General features: G+C 68.5%; 21 protein-coding genes. 11 read left to right on the top strand and 10 right to left on the bottom strand.

Going from position 1 to position 17,495, the window contains the following annotated elements:
• Positions 1–113: 113 nt before the first annotated feature.
• On the top strand, positions 114–362 hold the full coding sequence (locus NQK81_RS17160; RefSeq protein ID WP_257488993.1) for a hypothetical protein: 249 nt from the start codon (positions 114–116) through the stop codon (positions 360–362).
• A 104-nt stretch (positions 363–466) separates the two neighbouring features.
• Here NQK81_RS17160 and NQK81_RS17155 read toward each other — a convergent pair whose 3' ends face one another.
• Together NQK81_RS17155 and NQK81_RS17150 are read right to left on the bottom strand one after the other, a co-directional pair.
• Positions 467–829 carry a hypothetical protein gene (locus tag NQK81_RS17155; RefSeq protein WP_126736561.1) on the bottom strand — a complete coding sequence of 121 codons (363 nt, stop codon included), beginning with the start codon at positions 827–829 and terminating at the stop codon, positions 467–469.
• Positions 826–1,209, bottom strand: a complete 384-nt coding sequence (locus NQK81_RS17150) for a TetR/AcrR family transcriptional regulator (protein ID WP_257488992.1) — start codon at positions 1,207–1,209, stop codon at positions 826–828. Before NQK81_RS17150 ends, NQK81_RS17155 begins: the two co-directional genes overlap by 4 nt.
• A 403-nt stretch (positions 1,210–1,612) precedes the next feature.
• Between NQK81_RS17150 and NQK81_RS17145 the strand changes: the two genes are divergently transcribed.
• The 6 genes from NQK81_RS17145 to NQK81_RS17120 are packed head-to-tail and all read left to right on the top strand — an operon-like array spanning position 1,613 to position 8,391.
• Positions 1,613–2,863 (top strand): ROK family transcriptional regulator, encoded by a 1,251-nt coding sequence (locus NQK81_RS17145; protein WP_257489776.1) that lies wholly within the window; start codon positions 1,613–1,615, stop codon positions 2,861–2,863.
• Positions 2,864–2,873: 10 nt separating this feature from the next.
• The gene (locus NQK81_RS17140; protein WP_126736559.1) at positions 2,874–4,256 is read left to right on the top strand and encodes an extracellular solute-binding protein; all 1,383 of its coding nucleotides are present in this window, start codon (positions 2,874–2,876) and stop codon (positions 4,254–4,256) included.
• A 4-nt stretch (positions 4,257–4,260) separates the two neighbouring features.
• Positions 4,261–5,250, top strand: coding sequence for a carbohydrate ABC transporter permease (locus NQK81_RS17135; protein WP_185927330.1), 990 nt, complete (start codon positions 4,261–4,263; stop codon positions 5,248–5,250).
• The gene (locus tag NQK81_RS17130; RefSeq protein WP_257488991.1) at positions 5,247–6,140 is read left to right on the top strand and encodes a carbohydrate ABC transporter permease; all 894 of its coding nucleotides are present in this window, start codon (positions 5,247–5,249) and stop codon (positions 6,138–6,140) included. The genes NQK81_RS17135 and NQK81_RS17130 overlap by 4 nt, the downstream gene beginning before the upstream one ends.
• A complete protein-coding gene (locus NQK81_RS17125; RefSeq protein WP_257488990.1) occupies positions 6,137–7,402 on the top strand; it encodes a 6-phospho-beta-glucosidase in 1,266 nt (421 codons plus the stop codon). Before NQK81_RS17130 ends, NQK81_RS17125 begins: the two co-directional genes overlap by 4 nt.
• Positions 7,387–8,391 carry an N-acetylglucosamine kinase gene (locus NQK81_RS17120; protein WP_257488989.1) on the top strand — a complete coding sequence of 335 codons (1,005 nt, stop codon included), beginning with the start codon at positions 7,387–7,389 and terminating at the stop codon, positions 8,389–8,391. Before NQK81_RS17125 ends, NQK81_RS17120 begins: the two co-directional genes overlap by 16 nt.
• Before the next feature lie 58 nt (positions 8,392–8,449).
• On the opposite strand, the gene NQK81_RS17115 is transcribed toward NQK81_RS17120, so the two are convergent.
• From NQK81_RS17115 to NQK81_RS17100, 4 genes are all read right to left on the bottom strand, one after another.
• Positions 8,450–8,959: an SRPBCC family protein gene (locus NQK81_RS17115; RefSeq protein WP_257488988.1), complete on the bottom strand. Its 510-nt coding sequence runs from the start codon at positions 8,957–8,959 to the stop codon at positions 8,450–8,452.
• Positions 8,956–9,282: an ArsR/SmtB family transcription factor gene (locus tag NQK81_RS17110; RefSeq protein WP_257488987.1), complete on the bottom strand. Its 327-nt coding sequence runs from the start codon at positions 9,280–9,282 to the stop codon at positions 8,956–8,958. The genes NQK81_RS17115 and NQK81_RS17110 overlap by 4 nt, the downstream gene beginning before the upstream one ends.
• Positions 9,283–9,395: 113 nt before the next feature.
• Positions 9,396–10,763: a GntT/GntP/DsdX family permease gene (locus NQK81_RS17105; protein WP_257488986.1), complete on the bottom strand. Its 1,368-nt coding sequence runs from the start codon at positions 10,761–10,763 to the stop codon at positions 9,396–9,398.
• A complete protein-coding gene (locus NQK81_RS17100; RefSeq protein WP_126736552.1) occupies positions 10,760–11,254 on the bottom strand; it encodes a gluconokinase in 495 nt (164 codons plus the stop codon). Before NQK81_RS17100 ends, NQK81_RS17105 begins: the two co-directional genes overlap by 4 nt.
• Before the next feature lie 103 nt (positions 11,255–11,357).
• On the opposite strand from NQK81_RS17100, the gene NQK81_RS17095 reads away from it, so the two are divergent.
• Both NQK81_RS17095 and NQK81_RS17090 read left to right on the top strand, forming a co-directional pair.
• Positions 11,358–12,053 (top strand): FadR/GntR family transcriptional regulator, encoded by a 696-nt coding sequence (locus NQK81_RS17095; RefSeq protein ID WP_257488985.1) that lies wholly within the window; start codon positions 11,358–11,360, stop codon positions 12,051–12,053.
• 52 nt (positions 12,054–12,105) lie between these two features.
• The gene (locus NQK81_RS17090; RefSeq protein WP_257488984.1) at positions 12,106–13,047 is read left to right on the top strand and encodes a cobalamin biosynthesis protein CobD/CbiB; all 942 of its coding nucleotides are present in this window, start codon (positions 12,106–12,108) and stop codon (positions 13,045–13,047) included.
• 278 nt (positions 13,048–13,325) lie between these two features.
• Here NQK81_RS17090 and NQK81_RS17085 read toward each other — a convergent pair whose 3' ends face one another.
• From NQK81_RS17085 to NQK81_RS17075, 3 genes are read right to left on the bottom strand one after another with little or no spacing between them, the layout of a single operon-like run.
• Positions 13,326–13,946, bottom strand: coding sequence for an FMN-binding negative transcriptional regulator (locus NQK81_RS17085; protein WP_257488983.1), 621 nt, complete (start codon positions 13,944–13,946; stop codon positions 13,326–13,328).
• Between the two features lie 54 nt (positions 13,947–14,000).
• Positions 14,001–14,822 (bottom strand): SURF1 family cytochrome oxidase biogenesis protein, encoded by an 822-nt coding sequence (locus NQK81_RS17080; protein WP_257488982.1) that lies wholly within the window; start codon positions 14,820–14,822, stop codon positions 14,001–14,003.
• Between the two features lie 23 nt (positions 14,823–14,845).
• Positions 14,846–15,307: a low molecular weight protein-tyrosine-phosphatase gene (locus tag NQK81_RS17075; RefSeq protein ID WP_257488981.1), complete on the bottom strand. Its 462-nt coding sequence runs from the start codon at positions 15,305–15,307 to the stop codon at positions 14,846–14,848.
• Positions 15,308–15,437: 130 nt separating this feature from the next.
• Here NQK81_RS17075 and NQK81_RS17070 point away from each other — a divergent pair, with 130 nt between their 5' ends.
• A complete protein-coding gene (locus tag NQK81_RS17070) occupies positions 15,438–15,758 on the top strand; it encodes a hypothetical protein (RefSeq protein ID WP_126736547.1) in 321 nt (106 codons plus the stop codon).
• Between the two features lie 322 nt (positions 15,759–16,080).
• Here the strand turns inward: NQK81_RS17070 and NQK81_RS17065 are convergent, their stop codons facing one another.
• On the bottom strand, positions 16,081–16,635 hold the full coding sequence (locus tag NQK81_RS17065; protein ID WP_257488980.1) for a chorismate mutase: 555 nt from the start codon (positions 16,633–16,635) through the stop codon (positions 16,081–16,083).
• 31 nt (positions 16,636–16,666) lie between these two features.
• On the opposite strand from NQK81_RS17065, the gene NQK81_RS17060 reads away from it, so the two are divergent.
• Positions 16,667–17,488, top strand: a complete 822-nt coding sequence (locus NQK81_RS17060; RefSeq protein ID WP_257488979.1) for a Nif3-like dinuclear metal center hexameric protein — start codon at positions 16,667–16,669, stop codon at positions 17,486–17,488.
• The last annotated feature ends 7 nt before the right edge of the window (positions 17,489–17,495 follow it).

The raw sequence follows: 17,495 nt of genomic DNA, 5'->3' as shown, positions 1-17,495 counted from the left end.
AGTTACGCCTTCGATCACGCGAGTTCGGCGTTTGATCACGCGGTGATCCCGGTGTCCGCTAATCTCCGGCCGTCCGGTTTTCGGGATTGTCGAGTCAGGACACTGGGGAAAACATGAAGAACACCTTGCGGCGGTTCGCCGTCGCCGGAGCCGCTGTCGCGGCCTTCGTTTCGTTCAGCGCCGTGACCGCGGGAGCGGCGCAGGCCTCGGACTACGAGTACTTCAAAACGTATCCGAACCAAGAGGAGTGCGGGATCAGCGGTCACCACGGCCAGATCGCCGGGGACTGGGATGGATGGATGTGCTATCCCTCCAACGTGATCCCCTGGGCGTACGACCTGTACGTGCAGCCCAACTTCTGATCCACCACCGCGTCGTCGAAGGGCCGCTCGGGAGGCCTCGAACCTCCTGAGCGGCCCTTCGGCGCGGCTGTGCGTGAAGGGGCTTCACGCACTCGACCGGGTCGTCACGCGACCGCGATCGCGTTGTTGACGGCGGTGACGGTCCCGGCGGGATCGTCGACCGTGAGCACCAGCCGGTTGAAGTCCTCGGCCTCGTCGAGGGTGATGACGACCGTGCGGTCGAAGCCGGAGACGTTCCAGAACTGCCGGTCGCCGTCGGCGTGAAAGGTGCCGCAGAGCTTCCCTGGCAGGTGGAGACCCGGCCCGCGCCAGCCCTTCGGCTCGTCACGCATCCCCGGATCGTGCGTCGCGCCGCGCACGTGGGCGAGCGGGAATTCGAGCCGCCGGGTGAATGACCAGATCTTGTCGATCCCCACCGGTTCGACCACCAGGCGGTCTCCGGTGATGGTGACGCGGTTGTTGCTCATGTCGTTCCTCCGTTGTCGATGTCCGGCAATCCGGCGCGGGTCAGCAGCCGTCTTCCCAGCTCGTCCGGGGTCGTCCCGCCGTCCTCGATGACGGCCCGGACCCGCGCGCGCAACCGCTCGTCCTCGGGTGCGATTTCGAGCAGAGCGATTAGCAGGACGTCTAGCCGTCCGGCGCTGTCGTGCCGGTCGGCGGCGACGTGCTCGAGCACCCGGGCGAACAGGCCGTGCTTGCTGCCGAACGCGCCGTACAGGCTCCCCCGGTGGACGCCGGTCGCCTCTACGAGGTGATCGACCGAGGTCGCGTGGTATCCCCGCTGCCGGAAGACCGCCGCCGCGGCTTCGATCGCTGTCTTCTCGTCGAACTGGCGTGGTCGGGCCATGGGTTTGAGAATAGTCATTCAAGAATGACCAGTCAAGAACTCCAGTGGCCGTCTCGCGTGCTTGGGTGGACGACACGCGTGACCAGGCGGACGACACGCGTGCTTGGGCGGACGACACGCGTGACTGAATGGACGACACGCGGCTGGTGTTCGAGTCGTCCCTCCAGTCACGCGTGTCGTCCGTCGGATCACGCGTGTCGTCCAATCGGCCCGCAGGTGCTCGCCAGTGGCCACCCTCCGCACCGGTACCCATACCCACTGTGCGGAACACGGCAAGCGTTACCTCCCCGTTTCCCGACCCCGTTGACGGCTGTGGCTCGGCTCACTACAGTCCCCGGAAACCGTCTGTAAAGTTTCCTAACGAAGTCGGGAGCGAACTCAAGTGCGAGCCGGCAGTCCGCGAATGCTGCGCGAGATCAACGATCGCGCGGCCATCGAGGTCCTCCTCAGGGACGGCCCTCTGACGCGCTCCGAGCTCGAAGTCGCCATCGGCCTGTCGAAGCCCGCGACGGCGCAGCTGCTCACCCGTCTCGAGCAGGACGACGTCGTCACCAAGGCGGGCGTCCGCGGCGGGGGCCGCGGCCCGAGGGCCCAGCTCTGGCAGGTCAACGGCGGCGTCGCCTACGTCGCGGCCGTGGACCTGACGCCGCAGCAGGCCGACTTCGTGGTCGCCGACGTCACGGGCGCGGTGCTCGCCGAGTACCAGGTCCCGCTGCCGGTCCACGAGGGTGCGGACGTCGTCGGCACGTTCGGCGCGGCGCTCACCAGCGTCGCGAACAGCGCCGGGCTCGCCGCCACCGATCTCCGCCACGTCGTCATCGGCGCGCAAGGTGCCTTCGATCCCCGCACCGGCCTGCTCTCCTCGGCGCCCCACATCCCCGGCTGGCTCGGTTTCGACGTCCCGCGCAGGCTCAGCCGGGAGCTCGGCGTCGAGGTCACCATCGAGAACGACGTCAACCTCGTCGCGATCGTCGAAATGACCGTCGGCCAGGCCGTCGGGCTCGACGACTTCGTGATGATCTGGCTCAGCGACGGCGTCGGTGGCGCGGTGGTCGTCGGCCGCAGGCTGCTGCGCGGCGCGACCGGCGGTGGCGGCGAGATCGACTGGATGCGCGTACCTGATCCGGTTTCCGTTGCCACGCCGAAGGAAAAGCCGCGCGCGGGAGATCGTTTCGGTGATCTCGTCGCCTCCCCGGCCGTCGTCGAGCTGGCCGCCGCGCACGGCATCGAGGCCGAAACCGGCGCGGACGCCGTCGCCAAGGCCCGCGAAAGCCACAACGAAGCCTTCCTCGACGACCTCGCCCGCCGTGTCGCGGGCGGCGCGGCCGGACTGATCGCGGTCGTCGACCCCGAACTCGTGCTCCTTTCCGGCGATACCAGCCGGGCGGGTGGCGACGAATTCGCCGCACTGGTCGCGAAAAGGCTGCACGAACTGGTCCTGCCCCGCACCCCCGTCGGGGTCGCTTCGGTGCAGGGCAACGCGGTCCGCGCGGGCGCGCTCCAATCGGCGCTCGCCACGGTCCGCCGGGACGTCTTCGGCGTCAACACCCCTTCGCTCCTCGGGCCCGGGCGGTCCGGGGCGGGAGAGCCAAATCCGATCGTGGCGATCCCGGATTCACGAACAGAACCACCGTCTCCCGCCCCAACCAACTAGGAGGAGGGTCATGAGTTCCACGACCCAGGTTCGGAGAAGTGGCCGCCGTTGGCGCGGCTCGATAGTGCTCGGCGCGGTCACCGTCGCCGCACTGGTGTCCGCTTGTTCGGGCGCCGCAAGCGGCCCGAACGGTGGGGCGGGCGACGCGGCGGCCGCCCCCGCCGCGGACGCGAAGCTCACGCTGACCGTCTACAGCAAGTTCACCGACCGCGAGTACAACGTGGTCACCGCCGGGCTCAACAAGCTCAAGGCGAAGTTCCCGAACATCGAGATCAAGCACGAGGGCCAGCAGGACGACGACAAGATCACCCAGTCCATCCGCGGTGGCAACCCGCCGGACGTGGCGATCTCGTTCTTCACCGACAACCTCGGCGCGTGGTGCTCGACGGGCAGCTTCCAGGATCTCAAGCCCTACATCGACCGCGACAAGATCGACCTGACGCAGATCCCCGACGCCGTGCGCAGCTACACCGAGTTCCAGGGCAAGCGCTGCGCCATGCCGTTGCTCGCCGACGTCTACGGCTTCTACTACAACAAGGACATGTTCGCGGCGAAGGGCGTCACGTCGCCGCCGAAGACGACCTCGGAACTGTTCGAGGCCACCAAGAAGCTGACCGAGTTCAACGCGGACGGCTCCATCAAGGTCGCCGGCTTCCTGCCGTCGATGCCGTTCTACGCCAACATGGCGCAGTACTGGGCCCCGAACTTCGGCGCCAGCTACCTCGGCCCCGACGGCCAGTCGCACCTCGCCGACAGCCCCGAGTGGAAGGCGATGTTCGACTTCCAGAAGCAGCTGGTGGACTTCTACGGCGGCCACGCCAAGGTCGAGCAGTTCAAGGCCGGTCTCGGCGAGGAGTACTCGGCGGACCACGGTTTCCAGCGCGGCAAGCTCGCGATGATGATCGACGGCGAGTACCGCACCGCGTTCATCAAGGACCAGGCGCCGGAGCTCAAGTTCGGCACCGCGGCCCCGCCGGTGCTCGACAGCAAGCCCGACCGCTACGGCGGCGCGTTCACCACGGGCACGATCATCGCGATCCCCAAGGGCGCCAAGAACCCCGGCGCGGCTTGGGAACTGATCAAGCAGGTCACCCTCGACACGGCGACGCTGGTCGAGCTGTCGAACGGCCTGAAGAACGTCCCGAGCACCAAGGCCGCGCTGACCGACCCGAAGCTCGAGGTCACGCCGGAGTTCAAGACGTTCCTCGACCTGTACAACGGCGGCAAGCTGACGCCGAACCCGTCGACCCCGATCGGCGACGCGCACCTCAAGGCGGTCAACGACTTCGCCGAGAAGTGGCAGGCGGGCAACGTCCCCGACATGGTCGCGGGTCTGAAGCAGGTCGACGCTCAGATCAACGACGAGCTGGCCCAGAAACGCGCCGGCGGCTGATCGCATGACTTCGACCCTGGATTCCAGGGCGGTCGCCTCCCCTTCCGCGTCCACCCGGACGCGGAAGGGGAACGCGGCGCGCCGCCGTCGCACCGTCTTCTACTTCATCGCCCCGGCGATGCTGGGTTTCCTGATCTTCTTCGGGTATCCGCTGATCGCCACGGTGTACTACTCGTTCACCCGGTACGATTTGATCAACGCGCCGGAGTTCATCGGCTTCGACAACTACGTCCGGATGTTCACCAGCGAGCCGCTGGTCGGCACCGCCGCGTACAACACGTTGTGGCTGGTGATCGTCCTGACCGTGTGCCGGGTGGTGTTCGCGCTCGGCGTGGCCTCGGTCATCTCCCGGCTGAAATCGGGCGTCGGCCTGGTCCGGACGCTGTGCTACCTGCCTTCGCTGGCCCCGCCCGCCGCGGCGACCCTGGCCTTCGTGTTCCTGTTCAACCCGGAATACGGCCCGGTGAACGCGTTCCTGGACTTCGTCGGCATCGACGGCGGCCTGTGGTTCAACGACCCGGCGATGTCGAAGCCGGCGCTGACCCTGCTGGTGATGTGGGGTTCGGGCGAGCTGATGATCATCATCCTGGCGGCGCTGCTCGACGTGCCGCAGGAGCAGTACGAGGCCGCGGAACTCGACGGCGCCGGGCCGGTCCGCCGGTTCTGGCACGTCACGCTTCCGTCGATCTCGCCGGTGCTGCTGTTCGGCATCGTCAACTCGATCATCTTCGCGTTGCAGTTCTTCACACAGGCGATCGTCGCGGGATCGGCCGCGGCGGGCGCGGCGGACGTCGCGGGCAACACGAAGTTCATCGGCGCACCACAGAACTCGACGCTGACCTATCCGGTTTGGCTGTACGTCCAGGGTTTCCGGTACTTCAACATGGGTTACGCGGCGGCGATGGCGGTCCTGCTGTTCGTCGTCTCGGCCGCGTTCACGTGGATCCTGGTCCGGCAGCTTCGTAAGTCCCAGCACCAGGAGGAAGGCGGATGACGACACTCGCTGAGCGGCAGCCCGCCGCCCCCGCTTCCGAACCGCCGAAGGTGCGGATGCGGCGCCAATGGGACAAGAAGCTCTACTGGATCGCGACGCACAGCGTGGGCATCGCGATGGGCGTGATCTTCATGCTGCCCATCCTGTTTGTGTTCCTCACCGCGGTGATGTCCAGCGACCAGGCGCTTTCGTCGAACTTCTGGCCGAAGGAATGGCATTTCGAGAACTTCATCGAGGTGTTCGAAAAGGCGCCGCTGCTGCAGTACTTCGGCAACAGCATGCTGTATTCGACACTGGCCACCGTCGGGGCGCTGGTCTCGGCGATCCCGGCCGCGTACGCGCTTTCGAAGCTGAAGTTCCGCGGGCAGAACCTGTTCTTCATGCTGACCGTCGCCGCGATGATGCTGCCCCCGCAGGTCACCGTCGTGCCGTTGTACGACCTGTGGGTGCGGCTCGGGTTCACCGGGACGCTGATCCCGTTGATCGCGCCGTACTTCTTCTTCGACGCGTTCTCGATCTTCCTGTTGCGGCAGTTCTTCCTCACCATTCCGAAGGACTACCTCGAAGCGGCGAAGATCGACGGCTGCAACGAGTTCAAGGCGATGGTCAAGGTCCTGATCCCGATGGCGAAGCCGGGGATCGCGGCCACCGCGATGTTCTGCTTCCTGTTCACCTGGAACGACTACTTCGGTCCGCTGCTCTACACGGGCGAGACCCGCGACAGCTGGCCGCTCTCGCTGGCGATTGCGTCGTTCCGCGGCATGCACCACGTGGAATGGAACCTCACCATGGCGGCCACCGCGCTGATCATGCTGCCGGTGATCGTGTTGTTCGTGTTCGCGCAGAAGTCCTTCGTCAAGGGCATCACATTCACAGGGGTCAAGGGATGAAACTGGCAGTCGTCGGTGGTGGATCCACTTACACGCCCGAGCTGATCGACGGGATCGCCGGACGGCGGTCCACTTTGGACGTCGACGAGATCGTGCTGATCGATCCGGACGCGTACCGGGTGGAGGCGGTCGGGGACTTCAGCAATCGATTGCTGAGCCACGCCGGGCATCCGGCGCGGGTCCGCACCACGTCGAGTCTCGAAGAGGGCGTCGACGGGGCGTCGGCGGTGCTGATCCAGCTGCGGGTCGGCGGGCAGCGCGCGCGGCGCGGGGACGAGACTTTCCCGCACGCCTGCGGCTGTGTCGGGCAGGAGACCACGGGTGCGGGCGGCCTCGCGAAGGCGCTGCGCACCGTTCCGGTGGTGCTCGACATCGCCGACCGGGTAAGGAAGATCGCCGGTGACGACACCTGGATCGTCAACTTCACCAACCCCGTCGGCATCGTCACCCGTGCGCTGCTGAACGAGGGCCACCGCGCCGTCGGGCTGTGCAACGTCGCGATCCACCTCCAGCGCACGTTCGCGCAGCTGCTCGGCGCCGGTGTCGACGACGTCAAACTCGTCCACACCGGACTGAATCACCTGAGCTGGGAACGGAAGGTGCTCGTCGACGGCGAGGACCGGCTGCCGGAGCTGCTGGCGGAGCACGCGGAATTCCTCGGTGAGCACGTCACCGCGCCGGTCGAATGGATGCGGCGGATGAACGTCGTGCCGTCGTACTACCTGAAGTACTACTACGGGCACGACGAGCAGGTCGCGAAGCAGCGCACCGAGCGGCCGCGCGCGGACGTCGTCAGCGACGTCGAGGAGGAACTGCTGAAGGTCTACCTCGACCCGGAGGTGGTGACCAAACCGGAGCAGCTGGAAAAGCGGGGCGGTGCCTACTATTCCGAGGCCGCTGTGCAGCTCGTGCACGCGCTCACCTCGGGTGGCCCGGCGGAGGAGCACGTCGTCAACGTCCGCAACGAAGGCACTTTCGACTTCCTGCCGGACGACGCCGTCATCGAGGTTCCGTCCCTTGTGGACGGTTCCGGGCCGCGCCCGATCCCGCAGTCGCCGGTGGAGCAGCGGTTCGCCGGGCTCATCGCCGGCGTGACCGCGTACGAGCACCTCGCGCTGGAGGCGGCGATCAAGGGCGGCCGCGACCGGGTGGCCGACGCGCTGTTCGCGCATCCGCTGGTCGGCCAGTACACCAAGGCCGATCGGCTCGCCGACTCGCTGGTGCGGATCAACCGCGAGTTCCTGCCGTGGGCGGGGGCATGACGGCCGGGTCAGCCGACGTCGTCGTCGCGATCGACGGCGGCAACAGCAAGACCGACGTCCTGATCGTCTCCCGGGACGGACGGGTGCTCGGACAGTCGCGAGGGCCGGGCGCGTCACCGCAGAACATCGGGGTCGACGGCAGCGTCCAGGCACTGGAGAAGCTGGTCCTGGAAGCCCTTCGCGGGGCAGGGCTTCCCGCCGACCGTCCTTTCGCGACACATACGTCGGCCTACCTCGCGGGGCTGGACTTCCCGCAGGAGGAAGCGATCCTGCACGCCGCGCTGGCCGCGCGCGGCTGGAGCGACACGCTGATCGTCGGCAACGACACGCTCGCGCTGCTGCGCGCGGGCAGTACCGACGGGACGGGCGTGGCGGTGGTGTGCGGCGCCGGGATCAACGGGGCCGGCGTCAGCGCCGACGGCCGTGAGCACCGGTTTCCCGCGCTGGGCAAGATCTCCGGCGACTGGGGCGGCGGCTACCGGCTCGGCGAGGAGGCGCTGTGGTGGGCCGTCCGCGCCGAGGACGGCCGTGGTCCCGGCACGGCTCTGCAAACCGCCGTCACCGCGCACTTCAAGACGTCTTCGGTGCTGGAAGTGGTGGAGCGCCTGCACTTCGGGGAGCTGCACTCCGATTCGATCCACGCCCTGTGCCCGCTGCTGTTCGCCGTCGCGGCGGGCGGCGACGAGGTGGCGCAGGACGTGGTCGACCGGTTCGTCGAAGAGGTCGCCCTGCTGGTGTCGGTCATCCTGCGACGGCTGGAGCTCACCGAGGAAGCGCCTGAGGTCATCCTCGGCGGGGGAGTGCTGACCGGGGTCGGCGCGCAGGTGATCGCGGAGATCGAGCGGCGGTGCCTGAAGGTGGCGCCGCAGGCCGCGATCCAGGTGGTCGACGTCGCCCCGGTGGTCGGCGCGGCGTTGTTCGCGCTGGACACCATCGGCGCTTCCGCCGCCGCGAAAGCCTCCCTCAAGGCCGCCACCAAACGGGTCTAGATCGCGCGTGAAGGCCCCTTTCCCTCGGCTCAGCCGAGGGAAGGGGGCCTTCACGCGCTCAGGAGGCGGCGGGGACGATCGGCTCGTCCGTCTCCAGCAGCGTCTTGAGGTCCGAGAGGATCCACGGCCAGCCACCACCGGCGTTCTCGCCCGGTCCGGCGTTGATGTCCTCCTGCGAGCCGTTGAGCAGCGCGGCCGTCGTGGGCGCGTCGGTGACGTCGTGGGTGACGGTCAGCCGGGTGCCCGCGGTCTTCGTCTCTTCGATCTCATAGGTGAGCTTGGTGTACGGCTCCTTGTCGAAGGACGGGTCCATCAGCAGCTTCCAGGTGATGACCAGCTTGCGCGGTGGGTCGACCTCGAGAACCTCACCGTCGACCAGGTCGTTCGTGAACCCCGCCTCGACGTATTCCGGCGTGGGGTGGGTGGCGTGCTTGCCACCCGGCCGCAGGTCGAAGTCGACGAGACCGGTGTAGCCGTACTTCCGCGACCATTCGGGCTTCGTGATGGCGTCCCAGATCTTCTCCGGGGTGGCCTTGATGTAGACGCGGTAAACCTGGGTGTCGGTCATGAGGGCTCCTCGTTTTCGAGTTCGGCCTTGAGATCGAGCAACGCGGCCACGTTGCGCTCCGTGAACTTGTCGATCCACCGGTCGTGGATCTGGCGGATCGGCACCGGGTTGAGAAAGTGCTTCTTCTCCCGGCCCTCCTTGCGCGTGACGACAAGTCCGGCTTCTTCGAGCAGTTTCAAATGCTTCATCACGCCGAACCGGCTCATGTCCACTTCGGATTCGAGCTCCGTCAGCGTGCGGCCGTCACGCGCGAACAGCTGGTCGAGCAGGAACCGGCGGGTCGGATCCGCCAGGGCCTTGAATACCAGGTCGTCGTCGGGCACGTCAGAAGAATAGGTGACCAAAAGGTCACGTGTCAACCGGAAGTCTCCTGGAGCGCGTGAAGGCCCCCCTTCCCTCGGCTGAGCCGAGGGAAGGGGGCCTTCACGCGCTTCGGCTAGAGGAGGGTGCCCAGCGGCAGGATCAGCGCGATCGCGACCACCGAGATGACCGTCTCCATGATCGACCAGCTCTTCAGCGTCTGCCCGACCGAAAGCCCGAAGTACTCCTTGACCAGCCAGAACCCGGCGTCGTTGACGTGGGAGAAGAACAGTGAACCGGCGCCGATCGCGAGCACCAGCAGCGCGCTGTGCGACGGGTCCATGGTCGCGGCGAGCGGGGCCACGATGCCGGCGGCGGACACGGTCGCGACCGTCGCGGAGCCGGTCGCGAGCCGGATCGCGACCGCGACCAGCCAGCCGAGCAGTAGCGGCGACAGGTTCGCGCCGGTGGCGAGGCTGGTGATGACGTTGCCGACCCCGGCGTCGACCAGGGTCTGCTTGAACCCGCCGCCCGCGCCGACGATGAGCAGGATGCCGGCGATCGGCGGCAGCGAGTCCGCCAGCGTGGACGACAGCTTGTCCCGCGTGAAACCCGCGGACTTGCCGAGGGTCAGCATGCCGAGCAGGACCGCGGCGAGCAGCGCGACCAGCGGGTCGCCGATGAAGTCGAGCACGCGGCGGACGTGGTTCTCCTTCTCCAGCAGGATGTCCGCGAGCGCCTTGCCCATCATCAGCACGACGGGCAGCAGCACGGTGGACAGCGTCGCGAAGAAGCCGGGCCGCCGTCCGTCCGAAGAGGACGATTCCGGGATGAGGCGTTCCGGCGCGACGGCGTCGGGGACCATCTTCGCGGCCAGCTTGCCGAACAGCGGCCCGGCGATGATCACCGTCGGGATCGCGACGAGCAGGCCGAAGGCCAGGGTGAGGCCGACGTTCGCGTTCAGCGCACCCGCGGCGGCGAGCGGCCCGGGGTGCGGCGGGACGAGACCGTGCAGCACCGAAAGCCCGGCGAGCGCGGGGATTCCCAGCATCAGCAGCGGTTTCCCGGTGCGCTTGGCGACCAGCAGGATCACCGGGATCAGCATGACGAGGCCGATCTCGAAGAACATCGGCAGCCCGATCAGCGCGGCGACCAGCGCCATCGCCCACGGCAGGGCGCGGTCGCCCGCGCGGCGCAGGATGGTGTCGACGATCTGATCCGCGCCGCCCGAGTCGGCGAGCAGTTTGCCGAGCATCGCGCCGAGCGCGATCAGCACGCCGACCGAGGCGACGGTGGAACCGACGCCGGAACTGAAGCTCTTGATCAGCTTGTCCACCGGCATGCCCCCGACGAGCCCGAGCACGCCGGAGCCGAGGATCAGGGCCAGGAACGGATGCTGCTTCGCCTTGGTGATCAGGACGACGATCACGGCGATGGCGAGCACCGTCGCGCCGATGAGACGGGTGTCGTGTCCGGTCCAGGCGGCGGCGAGTGTGGTGGTCATCGGCGGTCCTTGAAAGCGGAAAGGGCGGTTTCTACGATCTCTTCCGGCTTCTTCGCGATGTCGGCGACGAGACCGAATTCGTCCGGCTGCAACGGTTCGAGGTCGGCGAGCTGGGAGTCCAAAAGGGACACCGGCATGAAATGGCCGGAGCGGGTCTTCATCCGGTCGGCGAGCAGGTCGCGGTCGCCGTGCAGATGCAGGAACCAGACGTCGCCGCCGCCGCGCAGGATGTCGCGGTAGCGGTACTTGAGCGCGGAGGACGTCACGACGCCGCCGGTGGACTGGTGATCGGAGATCCAGGCGGCGATGGCTTCGAGCCAGGGCTGCCGGTCTTCGTCGTTCAGCGGGTGACCGGAACTCATCTTGTCGATGTTCGCCTTCGGATGGAACGTGTCCGCTTCGGCGTAGTCGACGCCGAGATGCTCGGCGAGTGCCGTGCCCACTGTCGTCTTTCCCGAGCCGGAAACGCCCATCACCACGATGACGGTCATCCGTACCTCCCACGTCGTTGTAGCCGGGACGAGTACAGCTCAAAAGTACTACTTAAGCAACATCAAGTACTACTTAATCGAGTCAGAACGTTAGAGTCGCCTGGTGGGCAACGACAGGCATGCCGAAGTGCTCGACGCGCTCGGCTCCGCGATCGCGAACGGGGAGCTCCCGCCGGGCTCCGTCCTGCGCTCGGAGGAGCTCCAAGAACGGTTCGGCGCGTCGCGCACGGTGGCGCGCGAGGTGGTGCGCGTCCTCGAAACGATGTGCCTGACCAGCAGCAAACGCCGGGTCGGGGTGATCGTGCGCGAGCCGCGCGACTGGAACCATTACGACCCGAGGCTGCTCCGCTGGCAGCTCGACGGATCCGAGCGGAAGACCGCGCTGCGCACCCTGACCGAACTGCGTTCCGGTGTCGAACCCTGCGCCGCCCGGTATGCCGCGCTGCGGGCGACTCCGGAAGAAGGCGGCCGTCTCCGGGCGCTGGCGAAGAGGCTGGAGGAGACGGCGCGCCGGCGGGACCTCGAAACCTTCCTGGGGCACGACGTCGCGTTCCACGATCTGCTGCTGTCCGCGTCGCGGAATCCGATGTTCGCGCAGCTTTCGGCGGTCGTCGCCGCGGTGCTCGCCGGGCGCACCGGACACGGGCTGATGCCGGAGCAGCCGCAACCCGAAGCCGTCACCCTGCACGTCGAGGTCGCGGCGGCCGTCGACGCCGGCGACGCCGACCGGGCCGAACGCGCGATGCGCGACATCGTCATCCAGGCGCGTGACGAGATGGCCGTCCTCCTGGACGGATGATCTTCGAGTAATCTCTGCAGGTCTTCGAGGGATACTGCAGGCAGGGGGCGACGTGAGCGCGGCGCGCGCGATCGGCTTGGTGTTGGGGGTGGCCGCGGACGGGGCGATCGGGGATCCTCGGTCCCGGCGTCCGGTGACGGTGTTCGCCAGGGCGGCTTCGGCGGTGGACGCGAAGGTACGGTCGAAGCATCCGGTGGCCGGAATCCTGTGGACCGGTGGCCTCGCGGGCTCCGCCGTGCTGGCGGGCGTCCTCGCCGAACGCGCCGGACGGCGCAGCCCCGTCCTGCAGGCGACCACGACCGCGGTGACCACCTGGGCCGTCCTCGGCGCCGCCGGCCTGGCCGCGCACGGCACGTCACTCGCGCGGGACCTCGAAGAAGGCGAACTCGAGACCGCGCGCGGCACACTGTCCACACTGGACCCCCGCGTCGCCGACGACCTCGGCGTCATCGGCCTCTCGCGCGCTTCGGTGGAGACGCTCGCCGAGAACACCGCCGACGTCGTCATCGCGCCGCTGGTGTGGGGAGCGCTGGCCGGTGTCCCCGGCCTGCTCGGCTCGCGCGCGATCAGCCTGCTGCGCGGCCTCGGGCGCGGGCGTCCCGAGCGGTACCGATGGCTCGTCGCCCGGCTGGACGAGGTCGTCCACCTGGTGCCCACGCGGGTCGCGGCCGGGCTGACCGTGCTCGCGGCCCCGGTCGTAGGCGGCTCGGCGGGCGGTGCGTGGCGGGCGTGGCGGCGGGACACCACCGCGCACCCGAGCCCGAACGCTGGCCGCGTCGAGGCCGCGTTCGCCGGGGCGCTGGAGATCCGGGTCGGCGGGCGGACGGTGTATCCGCACGGGGTCGAGGAACTGCCGGTGCTGGGCATCGGCCGCAACCCGGACGCTGGGCACGTGACGCGGGCTGTCGAACTCTCGCGGGTGGTCGGGTGGCTGGGCGCGCTCAGCTCGGTGGTGCTGGCGGGTGTCGTCGGGCTTCGGCGACGGCGGCGCTGACGCCCCGAAGGTGCCCTTCGAGACATCCTCTTCCGGTCCTGCCCGGGCTCGGGCTCGCCGCGCGGGGGAGCAAGGGACCTTTGCTACCACTTGGGGCTCTGACCTGCGGAAAGAGAGCAAGGGACCTTTGCTGCCGCGCAGGGGTGTGGGGAAATAGAGACGTTGAGTGTCCCTATTTCCCCACACCTCCTACTCCGTGTGACGACTGTGTGGATTTTGGTGCGTTGGGTGACCAGAAATCCACACGGTGCCCGCCCGAGGGGAGCAAGGGACCTTTGCTACCGCTCCCGCCGCGCCAGCTGTGCCCGCGCCCGTGCGTCCATCGGGCCGTGGCGCCGCGCCAGCTCCGCGTCGATCCGCGACCGGTCGGCGGGCTGTTTGTTCCCGCCGAACTTGAACTTCGCCCGCACCCCGGTCACGGTCAGCTCGACGCCGCGGATGCCGGGAAGAACCCGCTTGTCCGGCGCCTCGGTTGCGCTCACCCCCACCCGGCCCGAGCCGGGCTCGAAATGCGCGAGCTGCCGGTCGAGGAGCGCTGCCTTCTCCGCGGCGTCGTCGACCAGCCGGACGTCGCATTCGAGCTGGACGGACGCGTAGTACGACGTCGGGACTCCGTGCGGCGGGTCGGCGGGGGTGTTCCAGTCCGAGCGGATGTAGGTGTGATCGTCGATCACCGAAAGCAGTGCGCGCGGGTGTTCCTCCAGCAACGGCCAGACCGGGTTGGGGCGTGCGAGGTGCAGCAGGACCGTTCGGTCGCCGTCGTAGACGAAGTGCACGGGGTTGACGATCGGCAGGTCACGGCCCGCGCCTCCGGCGATCAGCTGGCCGAAGTCGTGTGTGGAGAGCCAGGCCTGCCATTCGGTGTCGTCGTGGGCGGCGTCCCACGGGTGAATCAACATGATCGAAGGGGATCACGCTGAATGGACCTATGAAAGGGCCATTTTCGCGCCAGATCAGGTGGCCACTTCGGAGCGTTCGTCCTCGGCCAGCATCTCCGCGACGCTCTTGCGCCGCTGTGGCCGTTCCGTGGCCAGCGCGCCACCCGGCTTCAGCTCGCGGACGGTGAAGTACAGCCAGCCCATCAGCGCCATCGCCCCGAACGCGATCCACTGGAGCGCGTAGGAGAAGAACGGCCCGGCGTCGGTCTGCGGCAGCGGCAGCGCGCCCAGCACGCCGGGCTGGTTCACGTCGAGCTGGAAGTAGCCCGGCCGGATGTCCAGCTTCGCGGCCCGCGCGACGACCTGGGAATCGACGACGTAGCTCTGCAGCTTCCCGCCGGTCGACTCGTCGGCGAAGGCGTCGCGGTTCTTCCCGTCCTTCTCGTCGTGACGGGCCCGCGTGACGATGTCGACCGTGCCGGTGGGAGGCGGGGCGAAGGGGAGCGCGCGCGACTTGTCGTCGAGCCGGACGTATCCGCGGTCCACCAGCACGACCGTGCCCTCGACGGTCCGGAACGGTGTCAGGACCTCGTAGGCCGCTTCGCCCTGGACGGAGCGCAGACGGGCCACGACCTCGCCCTCGGGCAGGTACGTTCCCTTCATCGCGACCAGGTGCCATTCGGTGCGCTGATCTGGGGCGGCCCCGTTGGGAAGCAGCTGCTCCAGCGACCGCGGCTGGCCGGAGAACGACTCCCGCAGCGCCGCGTTCTGGTGCTCGCGCTCGGTGTTGCGGGAGAACTGCCATGGCGCCAGCAGGGTGAAGCAAGTGATGGCGAAGGTGAACACCACCAACGTCAACGCCAGCCACCCGGGCTTCAGCAGGAACTTCAACCGCACCCCACCACGGTAAGCGGTCGGCCTCAGGCGTGTGCGCGCACCCAGTCGAGCAGGCCGGGAACGGCCCGCTCGATCATGCCGAGGACGTCCTCGAAACCGTCGTCCTCGCCGTAGTACGGGTCCGGGACCTCGGCGCCTTCGGGCGCGGACGGGTCGAACTCGCGCAGCAGGCGGACCTTCGACGGGTCCGACACCTTGCGCCGAAGGAACGACAGATGGCCCTCGTCCGCCGCGAGCAGCAGGTCGGCGGCCAGATGCCCGCGGTCGACCTCGGCCGCGACGTGGCCGGTCGGGTAACCGTGTTCGGCCAGCTTCGCGCGGGCCCGCTTGTCGGCGGCCTCGCCCACGTGCCAGCCGCCGGTTCCGGCGCTGGACACCTGGACGAGGTGATCGAGACCCGCTTCCTCGGCCTTCGCGCGGAAGACGAGCTCGGCCATCGGGGAACGGCAGATGTTGCCGGAACAGACGAAGACGATGTGCAGCACCCGATCAGTGTGATGGCCGCCGGAGATCGACCGCTCACCGGCTCCGAACGGCTACCGGGCGCGCGAAGCTGGAAAGCCGGGACGAAGCGGGAGTAGACCTCCTGGAGAGAAACACGCAGGAAGGTCGCGTATGAGCGCACCAACACCCAGCGTCGAGTCCCCGGCAACCGGGCTCCGCTGGTACCGCATCACCGTCAAGCTTCCGCACCCCTACGAGGTCGGGCGGATCGTGTCGGAGCACCACTTCGTCCAGGCGAGATCGCCGAAAGAGGCGATGACCAGGATGCCGTTGCACCTCAGGTCGAGCGCGTCCGTCGCGCCGTACCAGGTCGTCCGGCCCGACTTGCCCGATCAGGCGACGAAGGCCTACCGGGCGATGCTGTGGACGGGCCGCGTGGTGCGCGCGGCCGGCCGGTGGGCGATCAGTAAGGACGCGAAGGCGCTGGACTGAGCCCGGGCGGTAGCAAAGGTCCCTTGCTCTCTTTTCGCAGGTCAGCGGCCTCCGTGCGCGGACCGAAGGATGTCGCGAAAGCCACTTTCGGGACATCTGACGTCCTGAAAGTGGCTTTCGCGACACGGGCCGCGGCCGAAGCGGTAGCAAAGGTCCCTTGCTCCCCTCAGGCGGGCACTGTGTGGATTTCGGGTCACCCAACGCACCAGAATCCACACAGTCACTACGCGCAGTAGGGGCGTGTGGAAATAGGGACACTCAACGTCCCTGAATCCACACACCCCGCCGCGGTAGCAAAGGTCCCTTGCTCCCTTTCCGCAGGTCAGCGCCGCACACAGGCAGACCGCACCGACTCCGCGAGCGCCCCCGAGTGCAGCCGGTCCAGCCCCCGCCGCGCGTCGGTCAGCCGCACCGTGACCGCGAGCCGCGCGTCGCACGACCGCCGCGCCCGCGCGTCCCGGGTCTCCGCGAGTTCCGTGAGCAGCCCCGCGTTCAGCCGGTCGATCACCGGCCGCACCTCGGTCCCCAGATCGGGTCGCCCGGGCGGCCGGGTGCCGGGGTGCTCGGTCCACCGCGCGTACAGGCCGCGCTGCACGACCTTGTTCGCCTCGATCTGGTCGCGGAAGAACCGCACCACTCCGGCCGCGTCAAGACCGAGGCCGGGCGCCTTCGCGGCCACCGAGTCGAGGATCTGCTGTTCGCGCACCGGATCGTCGATCGGCGACGGCGTGCCGAACTTCGCGGCCGCGACCTTGTCGGCGATCTGCACGCGCTGAGCGGCCAGGTCGGCCAGTTCCCAGAGTCCCGAAGACGCCGACGCGGGCGCGGGTAGCAGCACGAGAAGCAGCGAGGTGGCACAGAGCACCCGAAGTCGCATGCCCGGAAACGCTACATGCGAAAATCCCCAGGTGCCCGCGCTAGCCGAAGTCATCGCCGCCTTGGAGCAGGCGTACCCGCCCGAACTCGCCGAATCGTGGGACGCCGTCGGACTCGTCTGCGGCGACCCGGCCGAGCAGGTGGACAAGGTCCTGTTCTGCGTCGACCCGGTCGACGAGACCGTCGAAGAGGCGATCGACGGCGGCGCGCAGCTGATCGTCGCGCATCACCCGTTGCTGCTGCGCGGCGTCCACGGCGTGCCGGCCGACAGCACCAAGGGGCGTCTCGTGCACCGCCTCATCCGCGCCGGCGTCGCTCTCTACTGCGCGCACACCAACGCCGATTCCGCGTCGCCTGGCGTCTCCGACGCGCTCGCCGACGCCATCGGCCTGACCGTCCTCGGCCCGCTCGACCCTCGCGAGGACGGCGTCACCGGTATCGGGCGCATCGGCGAGTTGCCCGAGCCCGAACCGTTTTCCGCCTTCGTCGAACGCGTCGCGAACGCCTTGCCGCGCACGGAGCCGGGCGTCTACGGCGCGGGCGACCCGGCCCGGCCGATCCGTCGTGTCGCGGTCTCGGGTGGGTCCGGCGACAGCTATCTCAAGCGGGCCACCGCCGCCGGTGTCGACGCGTACGTCACAGCCGATCTCCGGCATCACCCCGCCGGCGAACACCTCGCCGAGATCACCGAAGTCCCCGCCCTGGTCGGCGTAACGCACTGGGCGAGCGAATGGCCGTGGTGCGAGCAAGCCTCGGCCGTCGTCCGTGCCGCGTTTGCGGGTAACGTCGACGTTCACGTCTCCACGAGGTGCACCGACCCGTGGACGCTACGGGCCACCCGAACCGAGCACTGACAATCCA

The organism is Amycolatopsis roodepoortensis, from assembly GCF_024628825.1.
GTDB lineage: Bacteria > Actinomycetota > Actinomycetes > Mycobacteriales > Pseudonocardiaceae > Amycolatopsis > Amycolatopsis roodepoortensis.
The sequence above is the reverse complement of the archived record's forward strand: the minus strand, read 5'-3'. Positions and strand labels throughout refer to the sequence as shown.